At 67.9% G+C, this 23276-nt stretch carries 25 protein-coding genes; 13 read left to right on the top strand and 12 right to left on the bottom strand.

Translation table 11 applies throughout. From position 1 onward, the window contains the following. Window positions 1-33: 33 nt before the first annotated feature. The 4 genes from WKC72_RS36505 to WKC72_RS36490 form a co-directional block, all read right to left on the bottom strand. A complete protein-coding gene (locus WKC72_RS36505) occupies window positions 34-528 on the bottom strand; it encodes a hypothetical protein (RefSeq protein WP_370181199.1) in 495 nt (164 codons plus the stop codon). 40 nt (window positions 529-568) lie between these two features. Further along, complete coding sequence (locus WKC72_RS36500) at window positions 569-1609, bottom strand: D-2-hydroxyacid dehydrogenase (RefSeq protein WP_370181198.1); 1041 nt, start codon at window positions 1607-1609, stop codon at window positions 569-571. Further along, on the bottom strand, window positions 1606-3063 hold the full coding sequence (locus WKC72_RS36495; RefSeq protein ID WP_370181197.1) for an MDR family MFS transporter: 1458 nt from the start codon (window positions 3061-3063) through the stop codon (window positions 1606-1608). The genes WKC72_RS36500 and WKC72_RS36495 overlap by 4 nt, the downstream gene beginning before the upstream one ends. A gap of 96 nt (window positions 3064-3159) precedes the next feature. Further along, window positions 3160-4116 (bottom strand): GlxA family transcriptional regulator, encoded by a 957-nt coding sequence (locus WKC72_RS36490; RefSeq protein ID WP_370181196.1) that lies wholly within the window; start codon window positions 4114-4116, stop codon window positions 3160-3162. A 208-nt stretch (window positions 4117-4324) separates the two neighbouring features. On the opposite strand from WKC72_RS36490, the gene WKC72_RS36485 reads away from it, so the two are divergent. Genes WKC72_RS36485 through WKC72_RS36470 form a run of 4 tightly spaced genes read left to right on the top strand, consistent with a single transcriptional unit; the run spans window position 4325 to window position 8327 of the window. Then, a complete protein-coding gene (locus WKC72_RS36485) occupies window positions 4325-4978 on the top strand; it encodes a DJ-1/PfpI family protein (RefSeq protein ID WP_370181195.1) in 654 nt (217 codons plus the stop codon). Between the two features lie 11 nt (window positions 4979-4989). Continuing rightward, the gene (locus WKC72_RS36480) at window positions 4990-5298 is read left to right on the top strand and encodes a hypothetical protein (RefSeq protein WP_112301246.1); all 309 of its coding nucleotides are present in this window, start codon (window positions 4990-4992) and stop codon (window positions 5296-5298) included. Window positions 5299-5309: 11 nt separating this feature from the next. Then, complete coding sequence (locus WKC72_RS36475; protein WP_370181194.1) at window positions 5310-6194, top strand: phosphoribosylaminoimidazolesuccinocarboxamide synthase; 885 nt, start codon at window positions 5310-5312, stop codon at window positions 6192-6194. A gap of 3 nt (window positions 6195-6197) precedes the next feature. Continuing rightward, window positions 6198-8327 (top strand): S9 family peptidase, encoded by a 2130-nt coding sequence (locus WKC72_RS36470; protein ID WP_370181193.1) that lies wholly within the window; start codon window positions 6198-6200, stop codon window positions 8325-8327. Window positions 8328-8430: 103 nt separating this feature from the next. On the opposite strand, the gene WKC72_RS36465 is transcribed toward WKC72_RS36470, so the two are convergent. The 4 genes from WKC72_RS36465 to WKC72_RS36450 form a co-directional block, all read right to left on the bottom strand. Continuing rightward, a complete protein-coding gene (locus WKC72_RS36465) occupies window positions 8431-8610 on the bottom strand; it encodes a hypothetical protein (RefSeq protein WP_037230587.1) in 180 nt (59 codons plus the stop codon). Between the two features lie 163 nt (window positions 8611-8773). Next, window positions 8774-9301, bottom strand: coding sequence for an LppP/LprE family lipoprotein (locus WKC72_RS36460; RefSeq protein WP_370181192.1), 528 nt, complete (start codon window positions 9299-9301; stop codon window positions 8774-8776). Between the two features lie 81 nt (window positions 9302-9382). Next, a complete protein-coding gene (locus WKC72_RS36455) occupies window positions 9383-10072 on the bottom strand; it encodes a response regulator (RefSeq protein ID WP_112301242.1) in 690 nt (229 codons plus the stop codon). After that, entirely contained in the window at window positions 10069-11634 is a 1566-nt protein-coding gene (locus tag WKC72_RS36450) for a sensor histidine kinase (protein WP_268791579.1), read from the bottom strand. Before WKC72_RS36450 ends, WKC72_RS36455 begins: the two co-directional genes overlap by 4 nt. A gap of 160 nt (window positions 11635-11794) precedes the next feature. Between WKC72_RS36450 and WKC72_RS36445 the strand changes: the two genes are divergently transcribed. The 3 genes from WKC72_RS36445 (at window position 11795) to WKC72_RS36435 (ending at window position 14559) form a co-directional block, all read left to right on the top strand. Further along, complete coding sequence (locus tag WKC72_RS36445; protein WP_370181191.1) at window positions 11795-13180, top strand: cation:dicarboxylate symporter family transporter; 1386 nt, start codon at window positions 11795-11797, stop codon at window positions 13178-13180. Window positions 13181-13262: 82 nt separating this feature from the next. Continuing rightward, window positions 13263-13757 (top strand): glutathione peroxidase, encoded by a 495-nt coding sequence (locus WKC72_RS36440; RefSeq protein WP_037230583.1) that lies wholly within the window; start codon window positions 13263-13265, stop codon window positions 13755-13757. A 97-nt stretch (window positions 13758-13854) separates the two neighbouring features. Continuing rightward, window positions 13855-14559: a DUF2334 domain-containing protein gene (locus WKC72_RS36435; RefSeq protein ID WP_037230582.1), complete on the top strand. Its 705-nt coding sequence runs from the start codon at window positions 13855-13857 to the stop codon at window positions 14557-14559. A gap of 50 nt (window positions 14560-14609) precedes the next feature. Here WKC72_RS36435 and WKC72_RS36430 read toward each other — a convergent pair whose 3' ends face one another. Beyond that, window positions 14610-15257: an MBL fold metallo-hydrolase gene (locus tag WKC72_RS36430; protein WP_112301240.1), complete on the bottom strand. Its 648-nt coding sequence runs from the start codon at window positions 15255-15257 to the stop codon at window positions 14610-14612. Between the two features lie 131 nt (window positions 15258-15388). Between WKC72_RS36430 and purS the strand changes: the two genes are divergently transcribed. Then, on the top strand, window positions 15389-15628 hold the full coding sequence (gene purS / locus WKC72_RS36425) for a phosphoribosylformylglycinamidine synthase subunit PurS (protein ID WP_005244409.1): 240 nt from the start codon (window positions 15389-15391) through the stop codon (window positions 15626-15628). Beyond that, the gene (gene purQ, locus WKC72_RS36420; protein ID WP_370181190.1) at window positions 15625-16302 is read left to right on the top strand and encodes a phosphoribosylformylglycinamidine synthase subunit PurQ; all 678 of its coding nucleotides are present in this window, start codon (window positions 15625-15627) and stop codon (window positions 16300-16302) included. The genes purS and purQ overlap by 4 nt, the downstream gene beginning before the upstream one ends. A gap of 45 nt (window positions 16303-16347) precedes the next feature. On the opposite strand, the gene WKC72_RS36415 is transcribed toward purQ, so the two are convergent. Together WKC72_RS36415 and WKC72_RS36410 are read right to left on the bottom strand one after the other, a co-directional pair. Beyond that, complete coding sequence (locus WKC72_RS36415) at window positions 16348-16641, bottom strand: WhiB family transcriptional regulator (RefSeq protein ID WP_037230580.1); 294 nt, start codon at window positions 16639-16641, stop codon at window positions 16348-16350. A 57-nt stretch (window positions 16642-16698) separates the two neighbouring features. Beyond that, window positions 16699-17346, bottom strand: a complete 648-nt coding sequence (locus WKC72_RS36410) for a HemK2/MTQ2 family protein methyltransferase (protein ID WP_370181189.1) — start codon at window positions 17344-17346, stop codon at window positions 16699-16701. Between the two features lie 196 nt (window positions 17347-17542). Between WKC72_RS36410 and malQ the strand changes: the two genes are divergently transcribed. Then, window positions 17543-19648, top strand: coding sequence for a 4-alpha-glucanotransferase (malQ, locus tag WKC72_RS36405; protein ID WP_370181188.1), 2106 nt, complete (start codon window positions 17543-17545; stop codon window positions 19646-19648). Between the two features lie 9 nt (window positions 19649-19657). Here malQ and WKC72_RS36400 read toward each other — a convergent pair whose 3' ends face one another. After that, window positions 19658-20248: a TetR/AcrR family transcriptional regulator gene (locus tag WKC72_RS36400; RefSeq protein ID WP_037230713.1), complete on the bottom strand. Its 591-nt coding sequence runs from the start codon at window positions 20246-20248 to the stop codon at window positions 19658-19660. Window positions 20249-20337: 89 nt separating this feature from the next. Between WKC72_RS36400 and WKC72_RS36395 the strand changes: the two genes are divergently transcribed. From WKC72_RS36395 to WKC72_RS36385, 3 genes are read left to right on the top strand one after another with little or no spacing between them, the layout of a single operon-like run. Next, window positions 20338-21543, top strand: coding sequence for a macrolide family glycosyltransferase (locus tag WKC72_RS36395; protein ID WP_370181187.1), 1206 nt, complete (start codon window positions 20338-20340; stop codon window positions 21541-21543). A 40-nt stretch (window positions 21544-21583) separates the two neighbouring features. After that, the gene (locus WKC72_RS36390; RefSeq protein WP_037230575.1) at window positions 21584-21937 is read left to right on the top strand and encodes a VOC family protein; all 354 of its coding nucleotides are present in this window, start codon (window positions 21584-21586) and stop codon (window positions 21935-21937) included. Between the two features lie 25 nt (window positions 21938-21962). After that, window positions 21963-23246, top strand: a complete 1284-nt coding sequence (locus WKC72_RS36385; protein WP_370181186.1) for a M18 family aminopeptidase — start codon at window positions 21963-21965, stop codon at window positions 23244-23246. Window positions 23247-23276 lie beyond the last annotated feature (30 nt).

The raw sequence follows: 23276 nt of genomic DNA, 5'->3' as shown, positions 1-23276 counted from the left end.
CTCTCTGTGAAGTGGTCGGGCCGTCGACTCCGGTCAGGCTCGCGTGGGCGGTGGGCCGCCGAAGCCTCGAAGGTCGCGTGCGGTGGCACCGGGTTCGAAAGCGCTGCCGCCGGGGCCGAATCGTCCGATCACGGTGTGCCGGCTGTCCCACAGCACTCCGCGGGTGGGGAGTGCCCAGCGGGCCGAGAACGCGGACGCGTCGTCCCGGTCGTCCGCGACAGGATCGTGCGCCGAGGCGATGTGCGCGGCGTAGGCGCGCAGCGCGACGGCGAACGCGTTGGGTTCGCGGCCGGTGTCGAGGAAGTGCACCCTGCTGTGATCGCGGACGTAGCTGTATGGCGGGTCGAGAGCCCGAGCGTGCCGCATCTGCTGCATGCGTTCGGTGATGGCGAGTCCGTGCCATTCGCGTCCGCAGTGCGGGCACAGGGCCTGGTTCACGTTCGAGTCGTACCCGGATCGGTTGTCGTGGTGCGCGAGTTGATCGTGCACGAGCCGGTCGATCCGGTCGACGAGGTCACGGTCGGTCATGGCGGATACCCACGGTAGCGGGGGCGGCCGTTCGGCGCAGTCAGTATCCCGCGTCGAAGTCGAACTCGTTGAGCAGCGCGGCGTCACCCGACAGGAAACGTCCGAGGTTCTCGACGAAGAGATCCACGACCTTCCCGTTCTCGGACGGCACGTTGGCGGCACTGTGCGGGCTGAGGATGACGTTGTCGGCCGTCCACAACGGTGAATCCTCCCGCAGCGGTTCGGTGGAGGTGACGTCCAGGACCGCCCCACCCAGCCGGCCCGTCGACAGTGCTTCTGCGAGAGCGTCTTCGTCGATGATCGGCCCCCGGCCGAGATTGACGACCAGTGCGCCGTCGGGGAGGGCGGCGAGTTCCCGGCGTCCGATCAGTCCGCGAGTGTCGTCGGTGAGGGCGCAGGAGATCACGAGAATGTCCGCGGTGGGCAGGTGCTCGGCGATCCGGTCGGTGGTGGTCATGCTGTCGAAGGGCGCGCCTGCGGGTCGTGGGTTGCGGGCGACCCCGCCGGCGGTGACGGAGAAGCACCGGAGGAGTTCCGCTGTGCGCGAGCCGATCTTGCCGGCACCCACGATCAGCGCGTGACGTCCCGCGAGTTCGGTCGTTTCCTGCTTGCGCCAGGTCCGGGACTGCCGGTCGGCGATCAGCCGGGGGAGTCCGCGCGCGAAATGCAGGATGCCGGCGAGCGCGAACTCCGCGAGCGGATCGGCGTGGACTCCCGCAGCGGTCGTCACCGTCAGCGGCGCCCGCGACAGCCCGAATTTGTCGATCAGTTGCCCGGCGCCCGCGGACGTCGCCTGGATCCATTTCAGCTTCGGCGACTGTTCGAGTGTGCGTTCGGGGTGGCGCCAGTCGAAATCGAACATGACGTCGGCGGTCCGCAACATCGACGTCCACCGGTCGTGCTCGCCGGCCGTCAGCTCACGCGGCACCCCGACGTGATCGCTGTGCCATCGCGGCTGGGGGAGCAGTTCGGGTGCGTACGACACCCGGATCCGAGGGTCGCAGCCTGCGATCCTCTCGACCAGGTCCTGCTCCAGATACGACGCGATCAGCACGTCGACGCACGGGTCGGGCACGGTCACTCCTTCACAGCCGGCGGTCGGACGTCGGCGCGCTCGTCCTCGACCTGCGGCGCCGAGGCGGACTTCGGCATCGCTGCCGCGGCGACGACCAGTACGACGGCCGCGCCGAGGGCGGCCACGAACACCAGATGCAGGGCGCCGGCCAGATCACCCGGGGCGGGATTGTCGGCGCCGCCCAGTCGCGCGTTGACGAGGGCGCCGAACAGGGCGACCCCCACGGCGCTCCCGATGGACCGGGCGAACATGTTGGTCGACGTGACGACGCCGCGTTCCGACCAGTCGACGCTCGACTGCGCCGCGATGAGGGTCGGGCTCGCGACGAGACCCATTCCGCCGCCGATGACGAAGCAGCAGATCGCCACCTGCCACACCGCCGACTCGATGGACAGGCTCAACGTGAGAGCGGTGCCCGCCACCACCAGCAGGCTGCCCGCGGTGGCGGTGACACGGAAGCCGAAACGCAGGTACACGCGCCCGGACTGCGACGCGGCGATCGGCCAACCGATGGTCAGGGTTGCCAGCGCGAACCCGGCCACCAGTGCGCCCGTCCCGAGGACGCCCTGCGTGAAGGTCGGCACGTAGGTGGTCAGGCCCAGGACGATCGCCCCGACCAGAAGTGACACGAGACTGCTCGCCGCGAGAACCCGCCGGGTGAACACCCACAGCGGCAGCACCGGTTCGGCGGCGCGCCGTTCCACGAGCACGAAGACGACCAGGAACACGAATCCCGCCGCGAAGATGCCGAGGCTGATCGGTGAACTCCACGCCCAGGCCTGCCCGCCTTCGAGGAGTCCGAGGATGAGCAGTGTCGCACCGACTGCCAGGATTCCGGCGCCGGCGTAGTCGATGGAGCGCTTCGTGCGGATCTGCTTCTCGTCGAAGTTGCGGATCAGCATCACGGCCGCGAGCAGGCACAGGGGAATGTTGACGAAGAAGATCCACCGCCACGACAGGTACTCGGAGAACACCCCGCCGAGGGTCGGGCCGACCACCGCCGACATGCCCCACACGCTGGCCAGATAGCCCTGGGCCTTGGCGCGTTCGGCGAGGGTGTAGATGTCTCCGGCGATGGTCATGCTCATCGGCTGGACGGCTCCGGCACCGAGACCCTGCACTGCACGGAACGCGATCAGCGCGGGCATGCTCCATGCGATCCCGCACAGCACCGACCCGACGCCGAACAGGGCGATGCCCAGGAGCATCACCGGCTTCCGGCCGAAGATGTCGGCCAGCTTGCCGTAGATCGGCACCGACACGGCCTGGGTGAGCAGGTAGATCGAGAACAGCCACGGGAACTGCGAGAAGCCGCCGAGGTCCCCGACGATGGTGAAGACGGCGGTGGAGATGATGGTCGCATCGAGCGCGACCAGTGACGTCGTGAGCATCAGCGACACGAGAATCGGTCCGCGTTCCGAACGGAACCCGACGTCGACCGGGGTCGTGTCCGTCGCCATTACCCACCTTTTCCGGTTACCGCGCTCACAAGAGTTCCTGACCAACGGTAACGACAAGGGGAGACGAAGTGTTCCGCGGCTGTGCCCGCGCAGCCGCTACGCGGTCGCCGAGGATCCGCGGAACGCCGCGCGGTAGGAGGCGGGGCTGGTCCCGACGACGCGCTTGAACCGGTCGCGGAACGCGGTCGGCGACCCGAACCCCACCTGTGCGGCGATGCGGTCGACCGAGTGAGCGGTGGTCTCCAGCAGATACTGCGCCTGATGAATCCGGACGCGGTGGAGCCACTGCAACGGTGTGGTGCCGGTCTGCTCGCGGAATCTCCGATTGAGGGTGCGGGTGCTCATCCCGGCTCGCCGGGCGAGGTCGTCGAGCGTCAGGTCTTCGCGGCTGTTCTCGTGCATCCACAGGAGCAGCGGTTCGAGGCTCGTCAGCTCCGCGGACGGTGGACGTTCGTGAACGATGAACTGTGCCTGTCCGCCTTCGCGTTCCAACGGCATGACCGACAACCGGGCAGCGTCGGTGGCCACGGCCGACCCGTGATCCGAGCGGATCATGTGCAGACACAGGTCGAGGCCTGCCGCGGCGCCTGCCGAGGCCAGGAACTGGCCGTTGTCGACGTAGAGCACGGCCGGGTCCACGTCGATCAGCGGGTGGCGCGAGGCGAGGAGTTCGGCGGCCGCCCAATGCGTCGTCGCCCGCCTGCCGTCGAGTAGTCCGGTGGCGGCCAGAGTGAATGCTCCCACGCAGATCGACGCGATTCGGGTGCCGCTGTCGGCGGCCCGGCGCAGCGCCTCGAGAACTTCGGGTGCAACCGGAGCAGTGGGGTCGGCCAGCCCCGGCAGGATGATCGTGTCGGCCGCGTCCAGAGTGCTCAGATCCCAGGGCGCGCGGAGTGTGAATGCGCCGGCGTCCACGTCCCGGTCCGGGGCACACACCTTCACCCGGTAGGCCGCGCGTCCGTCCGGCAGCCTGGTGCGGCCGAAGACCTCGATCGGGGTGGCGAGATCGAACGCGATGACACCGTCGAGTGCCAGGACTGCCACGGTGTGCATGGCTACAACCTACGCAGTCGATCGATTTCCGCCAAGGCAGTATCACAGCGCTGAATGGCGGTGCGCGTTGCAGAAAGCTGCGGATATGCGGTGGCGACAATCTGTTGCTATATGGCGAAAATGCCAGTTCTCAGGTGTCGATCGGCTGGCTAGCGTCACTGGCGGCCCCATGAACTCGACATGAGGCAGACAGGGAAAGGCACCACGGATGCATGTCCAGATCGCGCTGTTCGACGGCTTCGACCCGCTCGACGTCATCGCTCCCTTCGAGGTACTGCACGCGGGTGGCCTGCACGCAGGCGGCGCGCTGACCGTCGAATTGGCCTCCGCGGAGGGTGCGCGTGAGGTACCGAGCGGAACGGCGCCGCTGAGCTTGCGGGCGACCGCGACGCTCGACGCGGACATGGCCGACGTGATCGTCGTGCCCGGTGCGTCGGGGCGCGTGGAGGAGCGCGGCGAAGGCGACGACACCATCGCCAGAATTCTCGCGCGGACCCTCCAGACGCGGCTCCCCGACGTGCTGCGGGAGGCCTGTGCCGACCCCGACCTGATCGTCGCCACCGTCTGCGGCGGCTCGCTCGTGCTCGCGATGGCCGGACTCGTCGAAGGCCGCCACGCCGTCACCCATCACCTGGGGATGGATCTGCTCGACGCCACCGGTGTGGTCGTCGTCGATGCCCGCGTCGTCGACGACGGAGACCTCGTCACCGCGGCCGGCGTCACCTCGGGTCTGGACCTCGGGCTGTATCTGCTCGAGCGGGAGCTGGGACCGCGCATCGCGCACGCGGTCGAGACGCTGTTCGCTTACGAGCGCCGCGGCACCGTCTGGTGTGCCCGCGGGCTCGAACCCACCCCCATCTGAGGAGCGCAACCATGTCTGTCGACGGCACCTGGAACGTCGTGATCGCCACGCCCATCGGGAAGCAACGAGTCGAACTGACCTTCGTCACGCAGGACGGGGAACTCCGCGGCACCGCTCGTGGAGACGCGGAGGAAGTGCCGCTCACCGACCCGGCGCTCGACGGGAACCGGCTCACCTGGTCTCAGTCCATCACCACACCGCTGCGTCTCCACCTGAAGTTCGATGTCGTCGTCGAGGGCGACGAGATGACCGGGAAGTCGACGGCGGGCCGTCTGCCCAGCTCGAAGGTCAGCGGCCGCCGGTCGGTGCCCGACCGATAGGCTGGACCACCGTGCGCCCCTCACTCGATTCATACGCCCATCTGGCCGGTGGCAAGGTCCGCGACCTCTACACGATCGACGACGAGCACCTCCTGTTGGTCGCGAGCGACCGGATCTCCGCCTACGACCACGTCCTCAGCACCCCGATCCCCGACAAGGGGCGGGTGCTCACCGCGATGAGCGTCTTCTTCTTCGGCGTCCTCGGCGGCAACAACCACCTGGCCGGGGAGCCCGACGACAGCCGGATCCCCGACGAGGTCCTCGGCCGCGCGCTGGTGGTCCGGAAGCTGGACATGGTCCCCGTCGAGTGCGTGGCCCGCGGCTACCTCACGGGGTCGGGGCTGATCGACTACAACGAGACCGGCGCGGTGTGCGGAGTCGCACTGCCCGAGGGTCTGGTGGAGGCGAGCCAGCTTCCCGACCCGATCTTCACGCCCGCCAGTAAGGCCGAACTGGGCGAGCACGACGAGAACATCAGCTTCGAGGCCGTGGTCGAGAAGGTGGGCCAGGATCTGGCCGTGAAGCTGCGCGACGACACCCTCGACGTCTACGGCCGGGCATCCAACTTCGCCGCGGACCGGGGCATCATCCTCGCCGACACCAAGCTCGAGTTCGGCCTGGATCCGCAGGGCAACCTGGTTCTCGCCGACGAGGTCCTCACCCCCGATTCGTCCCGGTACTGGCCGGCCGACGGGTACGAGGCCGGGAAGGTTCAGCCGAGCTTCGACAAACAGTTCGTCCGTAACTGGCTCACCGGGCCCGAATCCGGCTGGGACCGTGCGTCCGACACTCCGCCGCCGCCGCTGCCCGCGGAGATCGTGGAGGCGACCCGCGAGCGGTACATCGAAGCGTACGAGCGGATCTCGGGTCTGTCGTTCGCGGACTGGGTGGGCTGAGACATGACCTCCGAAGGTGCGAACCTCACCCCGCCGGTCGCGAAGACCGTCCCCACCGAACGCGTCCACCACGGTCACACGTTCGTCGACGAATACGAGTGGCTGCGCGAAAAGGAAGACGCGGAAGTCATCGCGTATCTCGAGGCCGAGAACGCGTACACCGAGCAGCAGACCGCGCATCTCGCGCCGTTGCGGGACCAGATCTTCCAGGAGATCAAGTCCCGCACGCAGGAGACCGACATGTCGGTTCCCACCCGCATGGGCGACTGGTGGTACTACGCCCGCACCATCGAGGGCAAGCAGTACGGCGTCCAGTGCCGGGCGCCGATCGCCGGCCCCGACGACTGGACCCCGCCGGAACTGGCTCCGGGTGTCGAACTTCCCGGTGAGCAGGTGCTGCTCGACGGCAATGCCGAGGCCGAGGGGCACGACTTCTTCTCCATCGGCGCCTTCTCTCTCAGCCACGACGGCACGCTCCTCGCGTACTCGGTGGACGTGGTCGGCGACGAGCGGTACACGCTGCGCTTCAAGAACCTCGTGACCGGCGAACTGCTGCCCGACGAGATCCCCGACACCGCGCCCGGCGCCACCTGGGCCATCGACCACAGTCACGTCTTCTATCTCACCGTCGACGAGTCCTGGCGCCCCGACACCGTGTGGCGGCACAAGCTCGGCACCGACCGTGCGCAGGACGTCACCGTGTTCCACGAGCCGGACGAGCGGTTCTGGGTGTCGGTCGGATCCACCCGGAGCGAGAAGTACCTCATGATCTGGGTGGGGTCGAAGATCACCAGCGAAGGCTGGGTGCTCGAATCGGAGAATCCCGAGGGCGAGTTCCGGGTGGTGCTGCCGCGACGCGAGGGCGTCGAATACGGCGTCGAGCACGCGGTCGTCGCGGGGGAAGACCGCTTCCTGATCATGCACAACGACGTCGTCGACGGGGAGAAGGCCGAGAACTTCGTGCTCGCCGAGGCGCCGGTGTCCGACCCGACGTCGCAGACCATTCTCATTCCGCACCGTTCCGAAGTGCGGTTGGAGGAGGTAGACGCGTTCGCCGATCACCTGGTGCTCGGCTACCGCCGCGAAGCGTTGACCCGGCTGGCCATCTGGCCGCTCGGCAAGGACGGCTACGGCGAGTTCACGGAGATCGAATTCGACGAGGAACTTTTCAGCGTCGGGCTCGGGGCCAACCCGGAATGGCGGCAACCGACCCTGCGGATGGCGTTCGCGTCGTTCATCACGCCCGGCCAGGTCTACGACTACGTGCTGTCGACGGGTGAACTCGCCCTGCGTAAGTCGCAACCCGTGCTCGGCGAATTCGACGCCGGCAACTACGAGCAGCAACGCGACTGGGCCGTCGCCGAGGACGGGACGCGCATCCCGCTCTCGATCGTCCGGCGCAAGACGAACGGCGTCGACGACCCCGCGCCCACGCTCCTCTACGGCTACGGATCGTACGAGGCCAGCATGGATCCCGCCTTCTCCGTCGCGCGGCTGTCCCTGCTCGACCGCGGAGTGGTGTTCGTGGTCGCGCACGTGCGCGGCGGCGGCGAGATGGGCCGACACTGGTACGAGACCGGCAAGACGCTCACGAAGAAGAACACTTTCACCGACTTCGTCTCGAGCGCACGGCATTTGATCGACACCGGACGCACCACGCCGCAGCAGATGGTCGCCGACGGCGGCAGCGCAGGTGGCCTGCTGATGGGTGCGGTGGCCAACCTGGCACCCGAACTGTTCGCCGGCATCCTCGCCAACGTTCCGTTCGTGGACCCGCTGACGTCGATCCTCGACCCCTCGCTACCGCTGACCGTCATCGAATGGGACGAGTGGGGCAACCCGCTGGAGAACCCCGAGGTCTACGAGTACATGCGCTCGTACAGTCCGTACGAGAACGTCGAGGCCAAGGACTACCCGGCCATCCTCGCGATCACCAGCATCAACGACACCAGGGTGCTCTACGTCGAACCGGCGAAGTGGGTGGCCAAACTGCGCGCCACCAAGACCGGCGATTCGCCGCTGCTCCTCAAGACGGAGATGAGCGCCGGGCACGGCGGTGTCAGCGGACGCTACGAGAAGTGGAAAGAAGTAGCGTTCGAATTCGCCTGGGTGCTCGACACGATCGGCAATTAGGTACTGCGGCACCCGCGCCGAGGATGCGATATCTCGGCGTGTGAAGAGCATCGGCGGGCGAGGCGGAAATCGGCTTGTCAGGAGGCTTTCCGCCTCGCAGGGCTCAGATGCAGAAACTGATGCTGGCCGACCCCAGTGGCAGGTTGAGGCAGACCGAGATCGAACCGACTGCCGGGGTCGGTGCGGGAGCGAGCGGTGCGGCGACAGCTGCGGGGGCAGCGAGAGCGCCGAGTGACAGGGTCATTGCAATCGCGGCGAGTGTGGTGGCAATTCTGCTAGACATGTGAAGGTCCTTGACTGAGTTACTACGAGCCGGAGGTGACTCCTCTACAATCGTCCACCGATGTGATGCAGGTCACAACCTCTAGGTGAGGTTTTCTCGACTCGGCACGGGTTGGTCTTGCGGCGTCCGATCAATGCTGGTGCGCCACAGTGGTAGTCGGATGTCACTTGTAGGAGTCGAGCATCTCCTGCGGTAACGGCTGCTCCATGACAACCCGGGATCCGTCCCAGGAGTAGGTGACGACCGCAGGTCCGCCCGACGGGCAGCAGTTGGCGTCCTGCTCGCCGAGCCACCTGTACTCCACGGACACGGAGTCGTCGGTGGATCCGACCACCTGGGTGTAGGCATACGATTCGGCTGTCGCGGTGCCCCGATACGTGCCGTCGTGGAAGAACAGCACCTGGGTCGGCGAGCTCACCGTTCCCCCGGGCGTCTCCGCCGTGGCCCACAGCAGTGCGGGGCAGTTCTCACCGGCGGCATCGGAGCCAGTTCCCGGTACCCACGGATCGCCACCCGGTGCGGTACCGAGCGACGCGAACGCGTCGGTGACCAGCGCGGAATCGAGATCGAGGCAGAGCCCGGCCTGCACTACGGCCGGGGTGGGTGCCCCTGCGGTGCCGTTTCCGGTGCACCCGGTGAGCGCGGTCGCGGCCGCGACCGTCAGAAACGCTGCTGCCATGTGAGTCTTCATGCGTTCTCCCTGCGTCGTCCCCCGACAGGAATTACTTCGCCTCACTCACTGTCCCGCGTGGCGTGGCCGGTCCGTTACGGGTCAGCGCAGCGCGTACCGAATCTGCGGGCGCCCCGCCCTGCCGTACTCGGTGTGCCGGGTCAGCACGCCGTCGTCGGCGAGACGTTCGAGATACCGCCAGGCCGTGACCCGGGAGACCCCGATACTGGCCGCAACCTCGGCCGCCGTCAGCGGTCCCGCAGCGTCACGGACGCAGGCGGAGACGTGGTCGAGTGTCTGTGGTGCAACGCCTTTCGGGGATGCCGCGCGCTCGTCGGAGGTGCGCAGCGCCGACATCGCCCGGTCGATGTCGTGCTGGCTCAGCGCGTTGCTTCCGGCGGGCAGGGCGTCGCGGAATTCCCGGTACCGCTCGAGTTTGTCGCGGAACGCGGCGAACGTGAACGGCTTCAGGAGATACAGGGCGATTCCGCGCGCCACGGCGGTGCGGACCATCTCGAGGTCGCGGGCCGACGTCACCGCGATCACGTCGGGACTCGGTCGCACGCCGCTCAGTGCCGCCGCCACGTCGAGTCCGCTGGCATCCGGCAGGCCGATGTCGAGGAGGACGAGGTCGATGGGGTCGTCGCTGGCGTTCGCGGCGGCGACCGCGCGCATCGCGCCGTTACCGTCGTGAACGACGGTGTGGACCGAAAAACCCGGAATGCGTTCCACATACGCCCGGTGGGCCTCGGCGATGAGTGGTTCGTCCTCGACGATCATCACACGGATCACGAGGCGGCCCCGTCGATCGGGATCTCGACGACGATCATCGACCCGAGCGACGGCTCCGTGTGGATCGTCCCGCCGTGCCGCGCCACCACCTGGGCCACCAACGCCAGCCCGAGCCCGCGCTGACCCGACTTGGTGGAGTAGCCGCGCGTGACCGCCTTGTCGAGTTCGTCGGCGGGAATGCCGGGTCCGCTGTCGGCTACCCGCACCACCATCATCGAATCCTCCTGACGGACGGTCACTTCCACCCACGCATCCTCTCCGGGGGACTCCGTCGCACCACGAGCGGCGTCGATCGCATTGTCCACGAGATTACCCACCAGCGTGACGAGTTCCCGCGCACTGAGCGGCGCGACGGGCCCGAGAGCGGTGTCTTCGGTGACGGTCAGGTCGACTCCCCGCTCGGCGGCCACACCCACCTTGCCGAGCAGCAGTGCGGCCAGGGCGGGTTCGTGCACCGCCGTCATCAGGCGGTCGATCAGTTCCTGCGACAACCGCAGATCCTCGGTGGCGAACGCGATCGCGTCGTCGTAGCGGCCCAGTTCGACCATCGTGATGATCGTGTGCAGACGGTTCGCCGATTCGTGGGCCTGTGACCGCAGCGATTCCGCGAATCCGCGTACCGAGTCGAGTTCGCCCATGATGCTTTGCATTTCGGTGCGATCACGCAATGTCAGCACCGTCCCGAGGCGCTGCCCCTCCCACTTCACGGGCTCCCGGCTGACCAGCAGCACGCGGTCGGGGGTCACGTGCACCTCGTCCCGCGAATCGTCGTCCTGCGATTGTCGCAGCGACTCCGGAAGCGCGGTCACCGGGACGGGGCCCTCCGGGAGATCGAGGAGGCGGCGCGCTTCGTCGTTCACCACTTCGGCCTTCGCGGTGTCACCGCTGTCGCGGCCGAGCACCACCAGGCCCTCGCCGATCGAGTGCAGGACGGCGTCGTGATGCTCGTACATCTGCCGCAGTTCGTCCGGCGCCATCCCCAGTGTCTGACGGCGCAGGCGCCGGCTCAGCAGGAACGAGCCGGCCGCCGACACCGCCAGACCGATCGCGGCGACCGCGAAGATGGTCGGCAGACTTGCGGCGAACTGGTCGCCGATCTTCTCACGCGTGACGCCGACGGACACGAGACCCGCGACCCGGTCGCCGTCGTACACCGGGGCCACGGCCCGGATCGAGGGTCCCAGCGAGCCGGCGTACGTCTCCGTGAACGTCTCCCCGCGGAGGGCGCGCTCGATGTTGCCGGAGAACACACCACCGATCAGCTCCGGGTTGGTGTGGGTGAAGCGGATGCCTGCGGGAGTCATCACGACGATGAAATCGGTGCCGGTCGCGGCGCGGATCCGCTCGGTCTGGGGCTGGAGAACCGCCGTCGGGTCGGGGGACCGCAACGCCTCGACGGTGCCGTCCGACAGCGCGAGCGTGGTCGCGACGGCCGTGACGGCACGTCGGGTGGTCTCGTCGCTGTCGCGGCGCTGATCGACGATGGCCAGCGCGGTCCCGGCGCCGATGACCAGCACCAACACGACGAGCTGCAGGAGGAAGAGCTGCCTCGCGACGCTCATGGGCCGTCTCGGCGGATGGTGAGGCAATGCATTTCTCCTGAACGTAATGAACACAAACTTCTCCAGCCAAGCGATCGCTTAGAAGATTCTTCCAAGACGTGATCGCGGTCACTAACCGGCCTCACCGATCAGCTTGCCACTCGAATTGGAGGACAATCCCATGAGTACTGCGACAGGGAAGACCAAGAAGCGCGACCGGACACACTGGTTGTACATGGGGGTCATCGTCGCCGTCGTCGCGGGCGTCCTCGTCGGATGGCTGGCTCCGGGAGTCGGCAAGTCGCTCGGCGTGCTCGGCACGATGTTCGTCGACCTGATCAAGATGATGATCAGCCCGGTCATCTTCTGCACGATCGTGCTCGGCATCGGATCGGTGAAGGCCGCCGCGAAGGTCGGCAAGGTCGGCGGACTCGCCCTCACCTACTTCATCGGCATGTCGACGGTCGCGCTCGGCATCGGTCTGGTGGTGGGCAACCTGCTCAACCCGGGCTCCGGCCTGAACATCAGCGCCGACACCGCGGGCACCGGAGCGGCGCTCGCCGAGAAGGCCCACGGCGCCGGCGGCACCATGGACTTCCTCCAGTCGATCATCCCCACGTCGCTGATGTCGGCGCTGACCGAGGGAAGCGTGCTGCAGACCCTGTTCGTCGCGCTGCTCGTCGGCTTCGGACTGCAGGCCCTCGGCAAGCAGGGTGAGCCGATCCTGCGCGGTGTCGCCTCCGTGCAGAAGCTCGTCTTCAAGATCCTGTCGATGATCCTGTGGCTCGCACCGATCGGTGCCTTCGGTGCCATCGCGAACGTCGTCGGCCAGACCGGTCTCGGCGCCGTCGTCCAGCTCGCCACTCTCATGCTCGGCTTCTACCTCACCTGCTTGATCTTCGTGTTCGGTGTCCTCGGATCCGTGCTCCGCGTCGTCGCAGGCGTCTCCATCTTCAAGCTGGTCCGGTACCTGGCCCGTGAGTACCTGCTGATCTTCGCCACGTCCTCGTCCGAGTCCGCACTGCCCCGCCTGATCGCGAAGATGGAACACGTCGGCGTCGAGCGCACCACCGTCGGTGTCGTCGTCCCCACCGGCTACTCGTTCAACCTCGACGGCACGGCGATCTACCTGACCATGGCGTCGATCTTCATCGCCGACGCAATGGGCCAGCCGCTGTCCTTCCCCGAGCAGCTGTCGCTGCTGGTGTTCATGATCATCGCGTCCAAGGGTGCTGCCGGAGTCAGCGGCGCCGGGCTCGCCACCCTCGCAGGCGGCCTGCAGAGCCACCGTCCCGAACTGCTCGACGGCGTCGGCCTCATCGTCGGTATCGACCGGTTCATGTCCGAGGCCCGCGCGGTCACGAACTTCTCCGGTAACGCCGTCGCCACCCTGCTCGTCGGATCCTGGACCAACACGATCGACAACGAGCGCGTCCGCACCGTCCTCGACGGCAAGCTCCCGTTCGACGAGTCGACGATGGTCGACGACGGCCACGGCGAGGTCGTCGAAGAGCAGGCCCCCGAGACCCTTGCCGCCGACGAGCAGCGGGTGCTCGTGAAGAGCTGACACCCACTCCGAAGTAAACCTCTGTGCGCCCGGGCGATTCGAAGCCTGGGCGCACAGAGGTTTGTTGGCTACGTTGGTTCGCATGACGACACCTGTTCAGAACATCGGCATCAACACACTCGGCGGCACCCCGACCTCACTCGGCGAATACGACGGTCGCGCCGTCCTCGTCGTGAACGTCGCCTCGAAGTGTGGACTGACCCCGCAGTACAAGGGCCTCGAGAAGCTCGCCACCGACTACGCCGACCGCGGGCTGACCGTCATCGGCATCCCGTGCAACCAGTTCATGGGTCAAGAGCCCGGCACCGCCGAAGAGATCGAGACCTTCTGCTCCACCACCTACGGCGTCACGTTCCCGTTGCTGGAGAAGATCGAGGTGAACGGTGAGAACCGGCACCCGCTCTACGAGGAACTGACCAAGGCCGCCGACGCCGAGGGCGCCGCGGGCGACATCCAGTGGAACTTCGAGAAGTTTCTCGTCGCACCCGACGGCACCGTCGTGAACCGGTTCCGTCCCCGCACCGAGCCCGACGCCCCCGAGGTCGTCGAGGCCATCGAGGCGGTCCTGCCGCAGTAGGCGCTTCGCGCTCGTGCGCCTTTCCGGTAGCTCCCATTACCGGAAAGGCGCACGAGCACTTTGCCTCTTGTTCACGTTCACCTGTCACGCTGGGACCATGACCGGACAGCTGATCGTGTCGGTGTCAGGAATCAAGGACGAGACGCGTGACTTCGCGGCCGCGTTCGCCGAGGAGATGGATGCGCGCGGCGTGCCGCTGTCGCTGCTCGTCGCCCCGCGCCTGAAAGACAAGTATCGACTGGTCAACGACCCCGCGACGCAGGACTGGGTCCGCGCGCGCCGATCCCGCGGCGACGCCGTCGTCCTCCACGGATACGACCAGGCCGCGACCAAACGTCGCCGGGCCGAGTTCGCCTCCCTTCCCGAGCACGAGGCGCGGTTGCGACTGCTCGCGGCGGACCGGGTGATGGAACAGACCGGACTGCGCACCAGACTGTTCGCTCCGCCCCGCTGGCTGGCGTCGCAGGGCGCTGTCGCGGCTCTGCCGTCCGCCGGGTTCCGGCTGCTGGCCGCGATGACCGCCATCCACGACCTCGAACGCGAGACGTCGGTGCGGTCGCGCGTGCTGGGGATCGGTGAGGGGTTCCGCGCCGAACCGTGGTGGTGCCGGGCGCTCGTCCTCGGGTCCGGGCGGACCGCCAGACGTGGGGGTGTGGTGCGCCTCGCCGTCACCGCGAAGCAACTGGGCACGTCGGGACCGCGGCAGGCGATGCTCGACGCCGTCGACCTCGCGCTCTACCACGACGCGCGGCCGCAGGTGTACCGCTGGGAGCCGCGGATCCCGCAGATCGGCGCCGCCTGACCCGTGAGTACTTGTTAACCGCGGGCGGTTAACAAGTACTCACGGGGCCGTCAGGCCACCTCGACGCTCGACTCGCTCGGCATCGTGCGGAACTCGGTGCCCTCGGGAGCCATGTCCGAGTAGCGGCCGTAGAAGATGCCGGTGGCCTCATTCGCGATGATGGCCTGGTGGATCGGCACCGCGACCCGCGGTGCGACGGCGCGCAGGTAGTCGATGGCCTCGGAGATCTTCAGCCACGGCGCCGCGGCGGGCAGCGCCAGCACGTCGACCTTCTGCTCCGGGACGAACAGCGAGTCGCCCGGGTGCATCAGCCGGGCGGGGTTGCCGGCGTCACCGAGCAGGAACGCCGTGTTGTCGATCACGGGGATGTCGGGGTGGATCACCGCGTGCCGCCCGCCCGTGCCGGTGACGTGCACGTCGCCGACGTCGAACTCGTCGCCGGCGTGCACCCCCGTCCACGCGCCGCCGAGCTGGGCCGCGGTCTGCGGGTCCGAGTACAGCGCCGCGCCGGGGTTCGCCTCGACGAGGGCGGGCAGTCGTTGCTGGTCGACGTGGTCGGGGTGCTGGTGGGTCACCAGGATCGCGTCCAGTCCGGTGATGCCCTCGAATCCGTGGGAGAAGTTGCCCGGGTCGAAGAGGATGGTGGAACCGTTCAACTCGACGAGGACGCAGCTGTGGCCGAAGTGAGTCAATCGCATGAATTCGAGTATGCGCCTGCATGCATGGCTCGTCCCGTTCGTCCGATGCGAACCGCAGGCAGGTAGCCCGGTAAACTTCCGGGTGCCCGGTGTTCCACTCTGGGCTCGCGCACTACTACAAGGAGCAGCACGTGGCCCGTGTCGTCGTCGAAGTCATGCCCAAGGCCGAGATTCTCGACCCCCAGGGGCAGGCCATTGTCGGAGCGCTGCCGCGGCTCGGCTTCGCTGGAGTTTCCGATGTCCGTCAGGGCAAGCGGTTCGAGCTCGAAGTCGACGGCAGTGTCGACGACGCTCAGCTGGAGAAGATCGCCGAGGCCCTGCTGGCCAACACGGTGATCGAGGACTGGACCGTGAGGCGCGTCGAAGCATGAGCGCCCGCGTCGGAGTCATCACTTTCCCCGGCACCCTCGACGACGTCGACGCCGCCCGCGCGGTGACCCTCGCCGGCGGCGAAGCCGTGAGCCTGTGGCACGGCGACGCCGACCTCAAGGGTGTCGACGCCGTCATCGTCCCCGGTGGCTTCTCCTACGGCGACTACCTGCGGTGCGGCGCCATCGCACGGTTCGCGCCGGTCATGGGCAAGGTCGTGCAGGCCGCGCAGGGTGGCATGCCCGTCCTCGGTATCTGCAACGGCTTCCAGGTTCTGTGTGAAGCGGGCCTCCTGCCCGGCGCGCTCACCCGGAACGAGGGCCTGCACTTCATCTGCCGCGACGAGTGGCTGAAGGTCGAGGCCACGTCGACGGCGTGGACGTCCCGCTACGAGTCGGGTGCCGAGATCCTCGTCCCGCTCAAGTCCGGCGAGGGCCGCTACCAGGCGTCGGAGAAGGTCCTCGACGAACTCGAGGGTGAGGGTCGCGTCGTGTTCCGCTACGTCGGCGACAACCCGAACGGTTCGCAGCGCGGAATCGCAGGCATCTCCTCGGCCAACGGCCGCGTCGTGGGCCTCATGCCGCACCCCGAGCACGCCACCGAGGCCCTCACCGGCCCCAGCGACGACGGACTCGGCATGTTCTACTCCGTCCTCGACAGCGTCATCTCCGCCTGAGCCGACCGGCACCGTGCGTGGCCGAGTGCCTAGCGCGGTGCCGGGTCAGACGGCGACGGTTCCCTCGCCGTCCTGCGTGATGCTGCGGCGTTCGGACGCGGTGAGCCCGCCCCAGATTCCGAACGGTTCGGTCACGCTCAGGGCGTGGTCCCGGCATTCGACGAGAACCGGGCAGCGCCGGCAGATCGCTTTCGCGCGACGTTCGCGGTTGCTGCGGGCATAGCCCCGCTCGCCGTCGGGATGAAAGAAGACGGACGATTCGACGCCCCGGCACAGGGCGTGTATCTGCCAGTCCCAGGCCTCGGTGTTGGGGCTGGGAAGGCGAGTGGATGACGGCATGTCGACTCCCTCGGAGTGTCGTCGGTACTGAAAAGCGTTGTGGCACAGATTCGATGTCTACTTGACGGCGCGAATCACCACGATCTCCTCGCGGGTCTGGCCGACCTCGATGAGCCCTCTCCGCTCGAGCATGCCTCTGCGTTCGACGAGGACCGGTCCGAAGGGGATCTCGGCGGTCGCGGCGATGTCGACCCGCATGTTCTGTTCCTCGAGCATCGTCAGAGTCTTCTCGACTCCGCTCAGGCTGGACTGAGCCAGCAGCAGGACGCCGCCGGCGACGAGAACGTCGGGGGCCTGGCAGCAGATCCGATCGAGCAGTGCGCGACCGTTCTTCCCCGCGTCCCAGGCCCGTGCCGGACCGCGGTCGGGGACGGAGTCGACCAGTGCCGGAACGTACGGCGGGTTGGACACGACGACGTCGAACCGTTCCTCGCGAACCTTCTCGATGAGATCGCCGTGAATCACCCGGATCCGGTGCCCCCCGACAAGGGCATTGAGTCTGATGCTGATCGCGGCTCGCCTCGACACGTCCACCGCGGTCACCCGGTCTGCACCCGCGGCGGCGGCGCATACGCTCAGCGCGCCGGTTCCCGCACAGAGGTCGAGCACCCGGGAGTGGGGACCGAGTGGCTCCGCGGCCAGGACGTCGGCCAGCAACTGCGTATCGTGTTGCGGGCGATAGACTCCGGGAAGGCGTAGCAGCATCGAAGACTCCTCGGTCGCCGGTCGCATCGTGGTGCGTCCACGGCATGCCCCTGCGGACTCACCGTGGACGCCGTGCGTCTGATTACTCCACAGTTACCCCGGTCGACGCAGGGCCAATCACGCCGATGCGCTCCGACTGCCGTGGCAGGGGCCGGAAGCCGCGCAGATTCCGAGGTGAACTGGCACGATCGACGGGGTGACGTATACCGAGCAGTTGCGTGACCTCGCGGCCCGGCACGGGGTGGCGACGTGGTACCGGGGTTGGGATCAGCAGCGCCACGACGTGCGTGACGACACGCTCCGCAGCGTCCTCTCGGCCTTGGACGTCCCCTCCGGAACGGAGGACGAGGTGCGGCGGGCCCTGTCCGAATGCGACACGGCACCGTGGCGACGGACGCTGCCGCCGGTCGTCGTCGGTAGAGAAGGTTCGGAGACCCGTTTCGTGGTCCACGTTCCGCACGGCGAGCCGGTGGATGTCACGATCGACACGGAGTCGGGCGGGACGGTCCCGGCACGCCAACTCCAGGTGTGGGTCGATCCGCGGGAGGTCGACGGCGTCCTGGTCGGCCGCGCGACGTTCGTCGTCCCAGCCGACGTTCCGTGCGGGTGGCACACAGTGCGGGCGTCCACCTCGCTCACGTCCGCGTCCTGCACCCTCGTGATGACACCGGCACGACTGTCGACGTCGGACGCACTGAGCGACCACCGACGCTGGGGTGTGCTCACGCAGTTGTACTCGATCCGGTCGCGTCGGTCCTGGGGTGTCGGGGACTTCGGCGACCTCGCGGATCTCGCCTCGATCTTCGGTTCCGTTCACGGCGCCGACTACGTTCTGGTCAATCCACTGCATGCTGCGCAGCCCCGGCCGCCGATCGAGGCGTCGCCGTACCTGCCGACCACCCGCCGCTACGTCAACCCGATGTACATCCGTGTCGAGAACATCCCGGAGACGGCGTACCTCTCGACGCGGCGCCATGCACGGATGCGCGACGCCGCAGCGCGATTCGAGCGGGCGAACGACCGGTCCGACCGGATCGACCGCAACCCGTCCTACCGGGCCAAACTCCGGGTGCTCGAACGGGTCTTCCGGATCGAGCGCAGCCCGAGCCGGCAGCACGCGTTCGAGGAATTCTGCCGCGTCGAGGGGGACGGACTGCGGGATTTCGCGACCTGGTGCGCGCTCACCGAGAAACTGCCGCCCGGCGACCCGCGATGGACGACGAAGGCCGTTGCGCCCGACAGCGACTGGGTGCAGGCGCAGCGGCGTAAGCTCGCGCCGCGCATCGCGTTCTACTCGTGGCTGCAATGGGTATGCGACGAGCAGCTTTCCGACGCCCAGGATGCGGCACGCGCGGCGGGCATGGACATCGGGATCGTGCACGATCTGGCTGTCGGGGTCCAGCGCGGGGGCGCGGACGCGTGGTCGCTGGGAACGGCTCTGGCAGAGGGCATTACCGTCGGCGCTCCTCCCGACGACTTCAATCAGCAGGGTCAGCAATGGAATCAGCCGCCGTGGCGGCCGGATCGGCTGGCCGAACTGGGATACGCCCCGTACCGCGACATGCTGCGCACCGTGCTGAAGCATGCGGGTGGGCTGCGGGTCGATCACATCCTGGGGCTGTTCCGGCTGTGGTGGATCCCCGCCGACGCGGAGTCGCCGGCCGACGGAACGTACGTCTCCTACGACCACGAGGCGCTCATCGGGATCCTCGCCCTCGAGGCCGAGCGGGCAGGCGCCGTGGTGATCGGCGAGGACCTCGGGGTCTTCGAACCCGCGGTCCAGGACTACCTCGCCGAGCGCGGGATCCTCGGGACCTCGATCCTGTGGTTCGAGCACGACGGCGAGCGGCCGACACCACCGGAGCGATACCGGACCCTGTGCCTGACATCCGTTACCACGCACGATCTTCCGCCGACCGCGGGATACCTGGCCGGCGAACACATCGAATTGCGCTCGCGGCTCGGGCTCCTCGAACGCGACCTCGAACTCGAGAAGGAACACGACGCCCGGCAGCGCGAGGCCGTCCTGCAACTGGCGCGCGACCGCGGACTGCTGGCCGACGACGCATCGATACCCGACACCGTGAAGGCGTTGTACCGGCTGATCGACCGGAGCCCGTCGTTGCTGACGGGTGTCGCACTCGCCGATCTGGTGGGGGAGTACCGCGTCCAGAATCAGCCGGGCACCGACGAGACCCAGTATTCGAACTGGAAGATTCCCCTCGCGGACGCGTCCGGGCGTGCCGTCCACGTCGAGGACCTGGCGGACGGCGATTTCGGGTTCGTCGACGACGCCCGCTGATCCCGGACGTCAGGGGGCGAGAGCGCGCATCGCCAGGTCGACGACGGCGTCCGCGTGGTCGTGGGTGAGGGGATGCGCTCCGCTCTGCCAGCGGTAGAACATCGGCGCCATGAACAACTCGAACGCGACGGCGAGGTCGGCGTCGGGCCGCACCTGCCCGGCGTCCTGCGCGGAGCGGAACCGCGCCGCGACGAATTCGAACTGCGGCCGGTAGATCCGCTCGACGATCTGTTGCTGCAGTGCGGGGTCCTGCAGCGATTCGATGGACAACGCCCGGAACAGCGGTTCGAAATCGGGTGAGGTGAACTCGTCGACCGTGGCCCGCAGGACCAGGCGCATGTCGGCGGCGAGGTCGCCGGTGTCCGGCAGTGCCATGGCCTCCTGGGCGCCGGCCGCGTTCTGTTCGTGCAGGGCGTCCACGACCAGCGCGCCCTTGGATCGCCACCACCGGTAGATGGTCTGTTTCCCGACCTTGGCGCGCGCGGCGATGCCTTCGATGCTGATCTTCCCGTACGGCAGTTCGCGGATCAGTTCCTGCGTGGCCTGCAGGATCGCGGCGCGGGACCGTTCGGAACGGCGGGGATTGTCGGCGGACGGCATGAACGAATCGTAGACGAGACGTATCGTCTTGACTGAACTTCGGTCACCTGTCACCCTTGATCGAGACGGACCGTTCCGTATCGAAAAGGATGAAGATGACCCGCTCACATATCGCCATGGTCAGCATTCCGGCGCCCGGGCACGTCAACCCGAGCCTGGAGATTCTCCGTGAACTCGTCACGCGCGGGCACCGCGTGACGTACGCCAACGACGCCGCCGTGAAGGACGTCGTCGAGAGCACCGGAGCGGAATTCAAGGAGTACGCCTCGACGCTGCCGCGGGTGAACACCGGGGGTGCGACGGAGGAGTCCGAGAACTCCTGGGACGGCGACACCATCGATCAGCTCACCCTGTTCCAGGCCGAATACGAGTCGATGCTGCCCCAGCTGCGGGCGCTGTACGAGGACGACCGCCCGGACCTGTTCCTCTACGACATCGCGGGAGGCCCCGCCCGGGTCCTCGCCGGGGAATGGGGCGTTCCGATCGTGCAATTGTCGCCGACGTACGTGGCGTGGGAGGGCTACGAGGACGACATGAAGTCGTTCGTGGACACGATGCGGGCGGACCCACGCGGGGCGGCACTGTACGAGCGGCAAGGGAAGCTGCTGCGGGACAACGGTGTCGAGACCGACCTCGACGAGTTCTACGGGCGCCCGGCGCGGGCGGTCGTGCTGATCGCGAAATCGATGCAGCCCAATGCCGACCGGGTGAACGAGGACGTCTACACGTTCGTCGGACCGGCCCTGCCCACCCGGCGGCCCGCCGACGGCCGGTGGCAGCGTCCGGCAGGCGCGCGCAAGGTGCTGCTCATCTCGCTCGGCACCGCGTTCACCGATCAGGCCGACTTCTACCGGCGCTGCATCGAGGCGTTCGGCGACCTCGACGGCTGGCACGTCGTTCTGCAGATCGGGCAGCACGTCGACGTCGCCGAACTCGGACCCGTGCCCGGCAACGTCGAGATCCACCGGTGGGTGCCCCAGTTCGACATCCTGCAGCAGGCCGACGCGTTCCTCACCCACGCAGGCATGGGCGGATCCAGTGAGGGAATGTTCACGGGAACACCCATGATCGCCGCGCCGCAGGCCACCGACCAGTTCGAGAACGCCGACGCGCTCGTCGCCGCGGGAGTCGCGGTGCGAGTGGAGAGTTCGGACGTGTCGGCAGCCCAGTTGCGGGACGCGCTCGCGCACCTCGACGCCGAGCCGGTCCGGCGCCGCAGCGCCGAGCTCGCCGCCGAGTTGCGTTCTGCGGGTGGAGTGGAGGCCGCCGTCCGGGTGATCGAGGAGTTCCTGTGAACCCGCGAAACGTGTCGGTGGTCACGTCTACTCTGCGGGCATGGCACTCACACTCGGCATGATCACGTTCGACACCACGGATCCTGGACCGCTCGCGAAGTGGTGGGCGAAGCAGACGGCGGGCACGGTCGAGCAGGAGAACGACGGCTGGTTCTACGTCGTCGCCCTCCCGGATTCGGCGCAGAAACTGGCGTTCCAGAAGGTCGGCGATCCCACTCCGGGGAAGAACCGCATCCACCTCGACCTGGCGTCCGACGACCTGGACGGCGAGGTGGGCAGGCTGAGCGCCGAGGGCGCGACGGAGGTCGCGCAGCACGAGATGGGCGATTTCCGGTGGGTCACGCTCGCCGATCCCGACGGCAACCAGTTCTGCGTCTCGGGTCCCCACACGTGACAACCGGTCCTGCATGATTGACCCCATGCCTTCCACTACGTGGGCCGACGCCCAGGGACTCTGCACCTTCGTCGATGCATCACCGTCGCCGTTCCATGTGTGCGCGACGGTGTCGATGTTGCTGACCGGCAACGGTTTCACCGAGTTACACGAGACCGACTCGTGGCCCGGCGAGCCCGGCCGGTACTTCCTCGTGCGCGGCGGATCCCTGATCGCGTGGAGTACCGAAGGGCTGGGCCGGACGGCGCCGTTCCGCATCGTCGGCGGGCACACCGACAGCCCGAACCTGCGCGTCAAGCAGCACCCGGACCTGTCGTCGGCGGGGTGGCAGCTGGTGGGTCTCGAACCGTACGGCGGTGCGTGGCTCAACTCGTGGCTCGACCGCGACCTGGGCATCTCGGGGAGGCTGAGCGTGCGGGCCGGTAACACGGTCGAGGAGAAACTCGTCCGCGTCGACGAACCGATCCTGCGCGTCCCGCAGCTGGCGATCCACCTGTCCGAGGACCGCAAGGGCGTCCACCTCGATCCACAGCGCCACCTCAACGGGGTGTGGGGTGTGGGGTCCGAACGCCGCTCGTTCATCGACTTCGTGGCCGACCGGGCCGAGGTGCCTGCCGACGCGGTGCTCGGATGGGAACTGATGACCCACGATCTCGCGCCCAGCGCTCTCGTCGGAACCGAACAGGACCTCGTCAGTGCGCCGCGGCTCGACAACCAGGGCACCTGCTACGCGGGCACCCAGGCGCTGCTGGCGGCGGCCGAGAACCCCGGGGACCGGGTGCCGGTGCTCGCGCTGTTCGACCACGAGGAGGTGGGGAGCATGTCCGCCCGGGGCGCGTTCTCCGACCTCCTGAGCACCGTGCTCGAGCGCATCGTCCTCGGCCGAGGCGGCGGTCGCGAAGAATTCCTGCAGACGATGGCCGGATCGATCTGCGCGTCCGGAGACATGGCACACGCCACGCACCCCAACTACCCGGACCGGCACGAGCCCGCGCACCACATCGCCGTCAACGGGGGACCGGTGCTCAAGGTCAACCAGAACCTGCGCTACGCCACCGACGCCGCCGGAGCCGGTGCGTTCGCCCTCGCCTGCGACCAGGCCGGCGTGCCGTTGCAGCGGTACGTGCACCGGGCCGATCTACCGTGCGGTTCGACCATCGGCCCGATCACCGCGTCCAGGACCGGACTGAGCACCGTCGACGTGGGCGCCGCCCAGCTCGGAATGCACTCGGCGCGGGAACTGATGGGTGCCCGTGACGTGCGTGCCTATTCCGACGCCCTTGCGGCCTTCCTCACACCGACGGCGTGAGGAAGCGGGGCGAGGAGCGCCAGGTCGGTG

It is taken from the genome of Rhodococcus wratislaviensis (assembly GCF_041228765.1).
GTDB lineage: Bacteria > Actinomycetota > Actinomycetes > Mycobacteriales > Mycobacteriaceae > Rhodococcus_F > Rhodococcus_F wratislaviensis.
This window is presented reverse-complemented; position numbering and strand designations above follow the sequence as displayed.

Coding starts and splice junctions, on each gene's coding strand:
- WKC72_RS36450 (WP_268791579.1), bottom strand. CDS start 11,634: ATGAGCGTCGCGAGGCAGCTCTTCCTCCTGCAGCTCGTCGTGTTGGTG.
- WKC72_RS36415 (WP_037230580.1), bottom strand. CDS start 16,641: ATGCCGTCATCCACTCGCCTTCCCAGCCCCAACACCGAGGCCTGGGAC.
- WKC72_RS36430 (WP_112301240.1), bottom strand. CDS start 15,257: ATGCGATTGACTCACTTCGGCCACAGCTGCGTCCTCGTCGAGTTGAAC.
- WKC72_RS36435 (WP_037230582.1), top strand. CDS start 13,855: ATGACCGGACAGCTGATCGTGTCGGTGTCAGGAATCAAGGACGAGACG.
- WKC72_RS36390 (WP_037230575.1), top strand. CDS start 21,584: ATGGCACTCACACTCGGCATGATCACGTTCGACACCACGGATCCTGGA.
- WKC72_RS36385 (WP_370181186.1), top strand. CDS start 21,963: ATGCCTTCCACTACGTGGGCCGACGCCCAGGGACTCTGCACCTTCGTC.
- WKC72_RS36485 (WP_370181195.1), top strand. CDS start 4,325: ATGCATGTCCAGATCGCGCTGTTCGACGGCTTCGACCCGCTCGACGTC.
- WKC72_RS36465 (WP_037230587.1), bottom strand. CDS start 8,610: ATGTCTAGCAGAATTGCCACCACACTCGCCGCGATTGCAATGACCCTG.
- WKC72_RS36490 (WP_370181196.1), bottom strand. CDS start 4,116: ATGCACACCGTGGCAGTCCTGGCACTCGACGGTGTCATCGCGTTCGAT.
- WKC72_RS36470 (WP_370181193.1), top strand. CDS start 6,198: ATGACCTCCGAAGGTGCGAACCTCACCCCGCCGGTCGCGAAGACCGTC.
- WKC72_RS36495 (WP_370181197.1), bottom strand. CDS start 3,063: ATGGCGACGGACACGACCCCGGTCGACGTCGGGTTCCGTTCGGAACGC.
- WKC72_RS36395 (WP_370181187.1), top strand. CDS start 20,338: ATGAAGATGACCCGCTCACATATCGCCATGGTCAGCATTCCGGCGCCC.
- purQ (WP_370181190.1), top strand. CDS start 15,625: ATGAGCGCCCGCGTCGGAGTCATCACTTTCCCCGGCACCCTCGACGAC.
- WKC72_RS36460 (WP_370181192.1), bottom strand. CDS start 9,301: ATGAAGACTCACATGGCAGCAGCGTTTCTGACGGTCGCGGCCGCGACC.
- WKC72_RS36400 (WP_037230713.1), bottom strand. CDS start 20,248: ATGCCGTCCGCCGACAATCCCCGCCGTTCCGAACGGTCCCGCGCCGCG.
- WKC72_RS36440 (WP_037230583.1), top strand. CDS start 13,263: ATGACGACACCTGTTCAGAACATCGGCATCAACACACTCGGCGGCACC.
- WKC72_RS36445 (WP_370181191.1), top strand. CDS start 11,795: ATGAGTACTGCGACAGGGAAGACCAAGAAGCGCGACCGGACACACTGG.
- WKC72_RS36505 (WP_370181199.1), bottom strand. CDS start 528: ATGACCGACCGTGACCTCGTCGACCGGATCGACCGGCTCGTGCACGAT.
- WKC72_RS36410 (WP_370181189.1), bottom strand. CDS start 17,346: ATGCTGCTACGCCTTCCCGGAGTCTATCGCCCGCAACACGATACGCAG.
- WKC72_RS36480 (WP_112301246.1), top strand. CDS start 4,990: ATGTCTGTCGACGGCACCTGGAACGTCGTGATCGCCACGCCCATCGGG.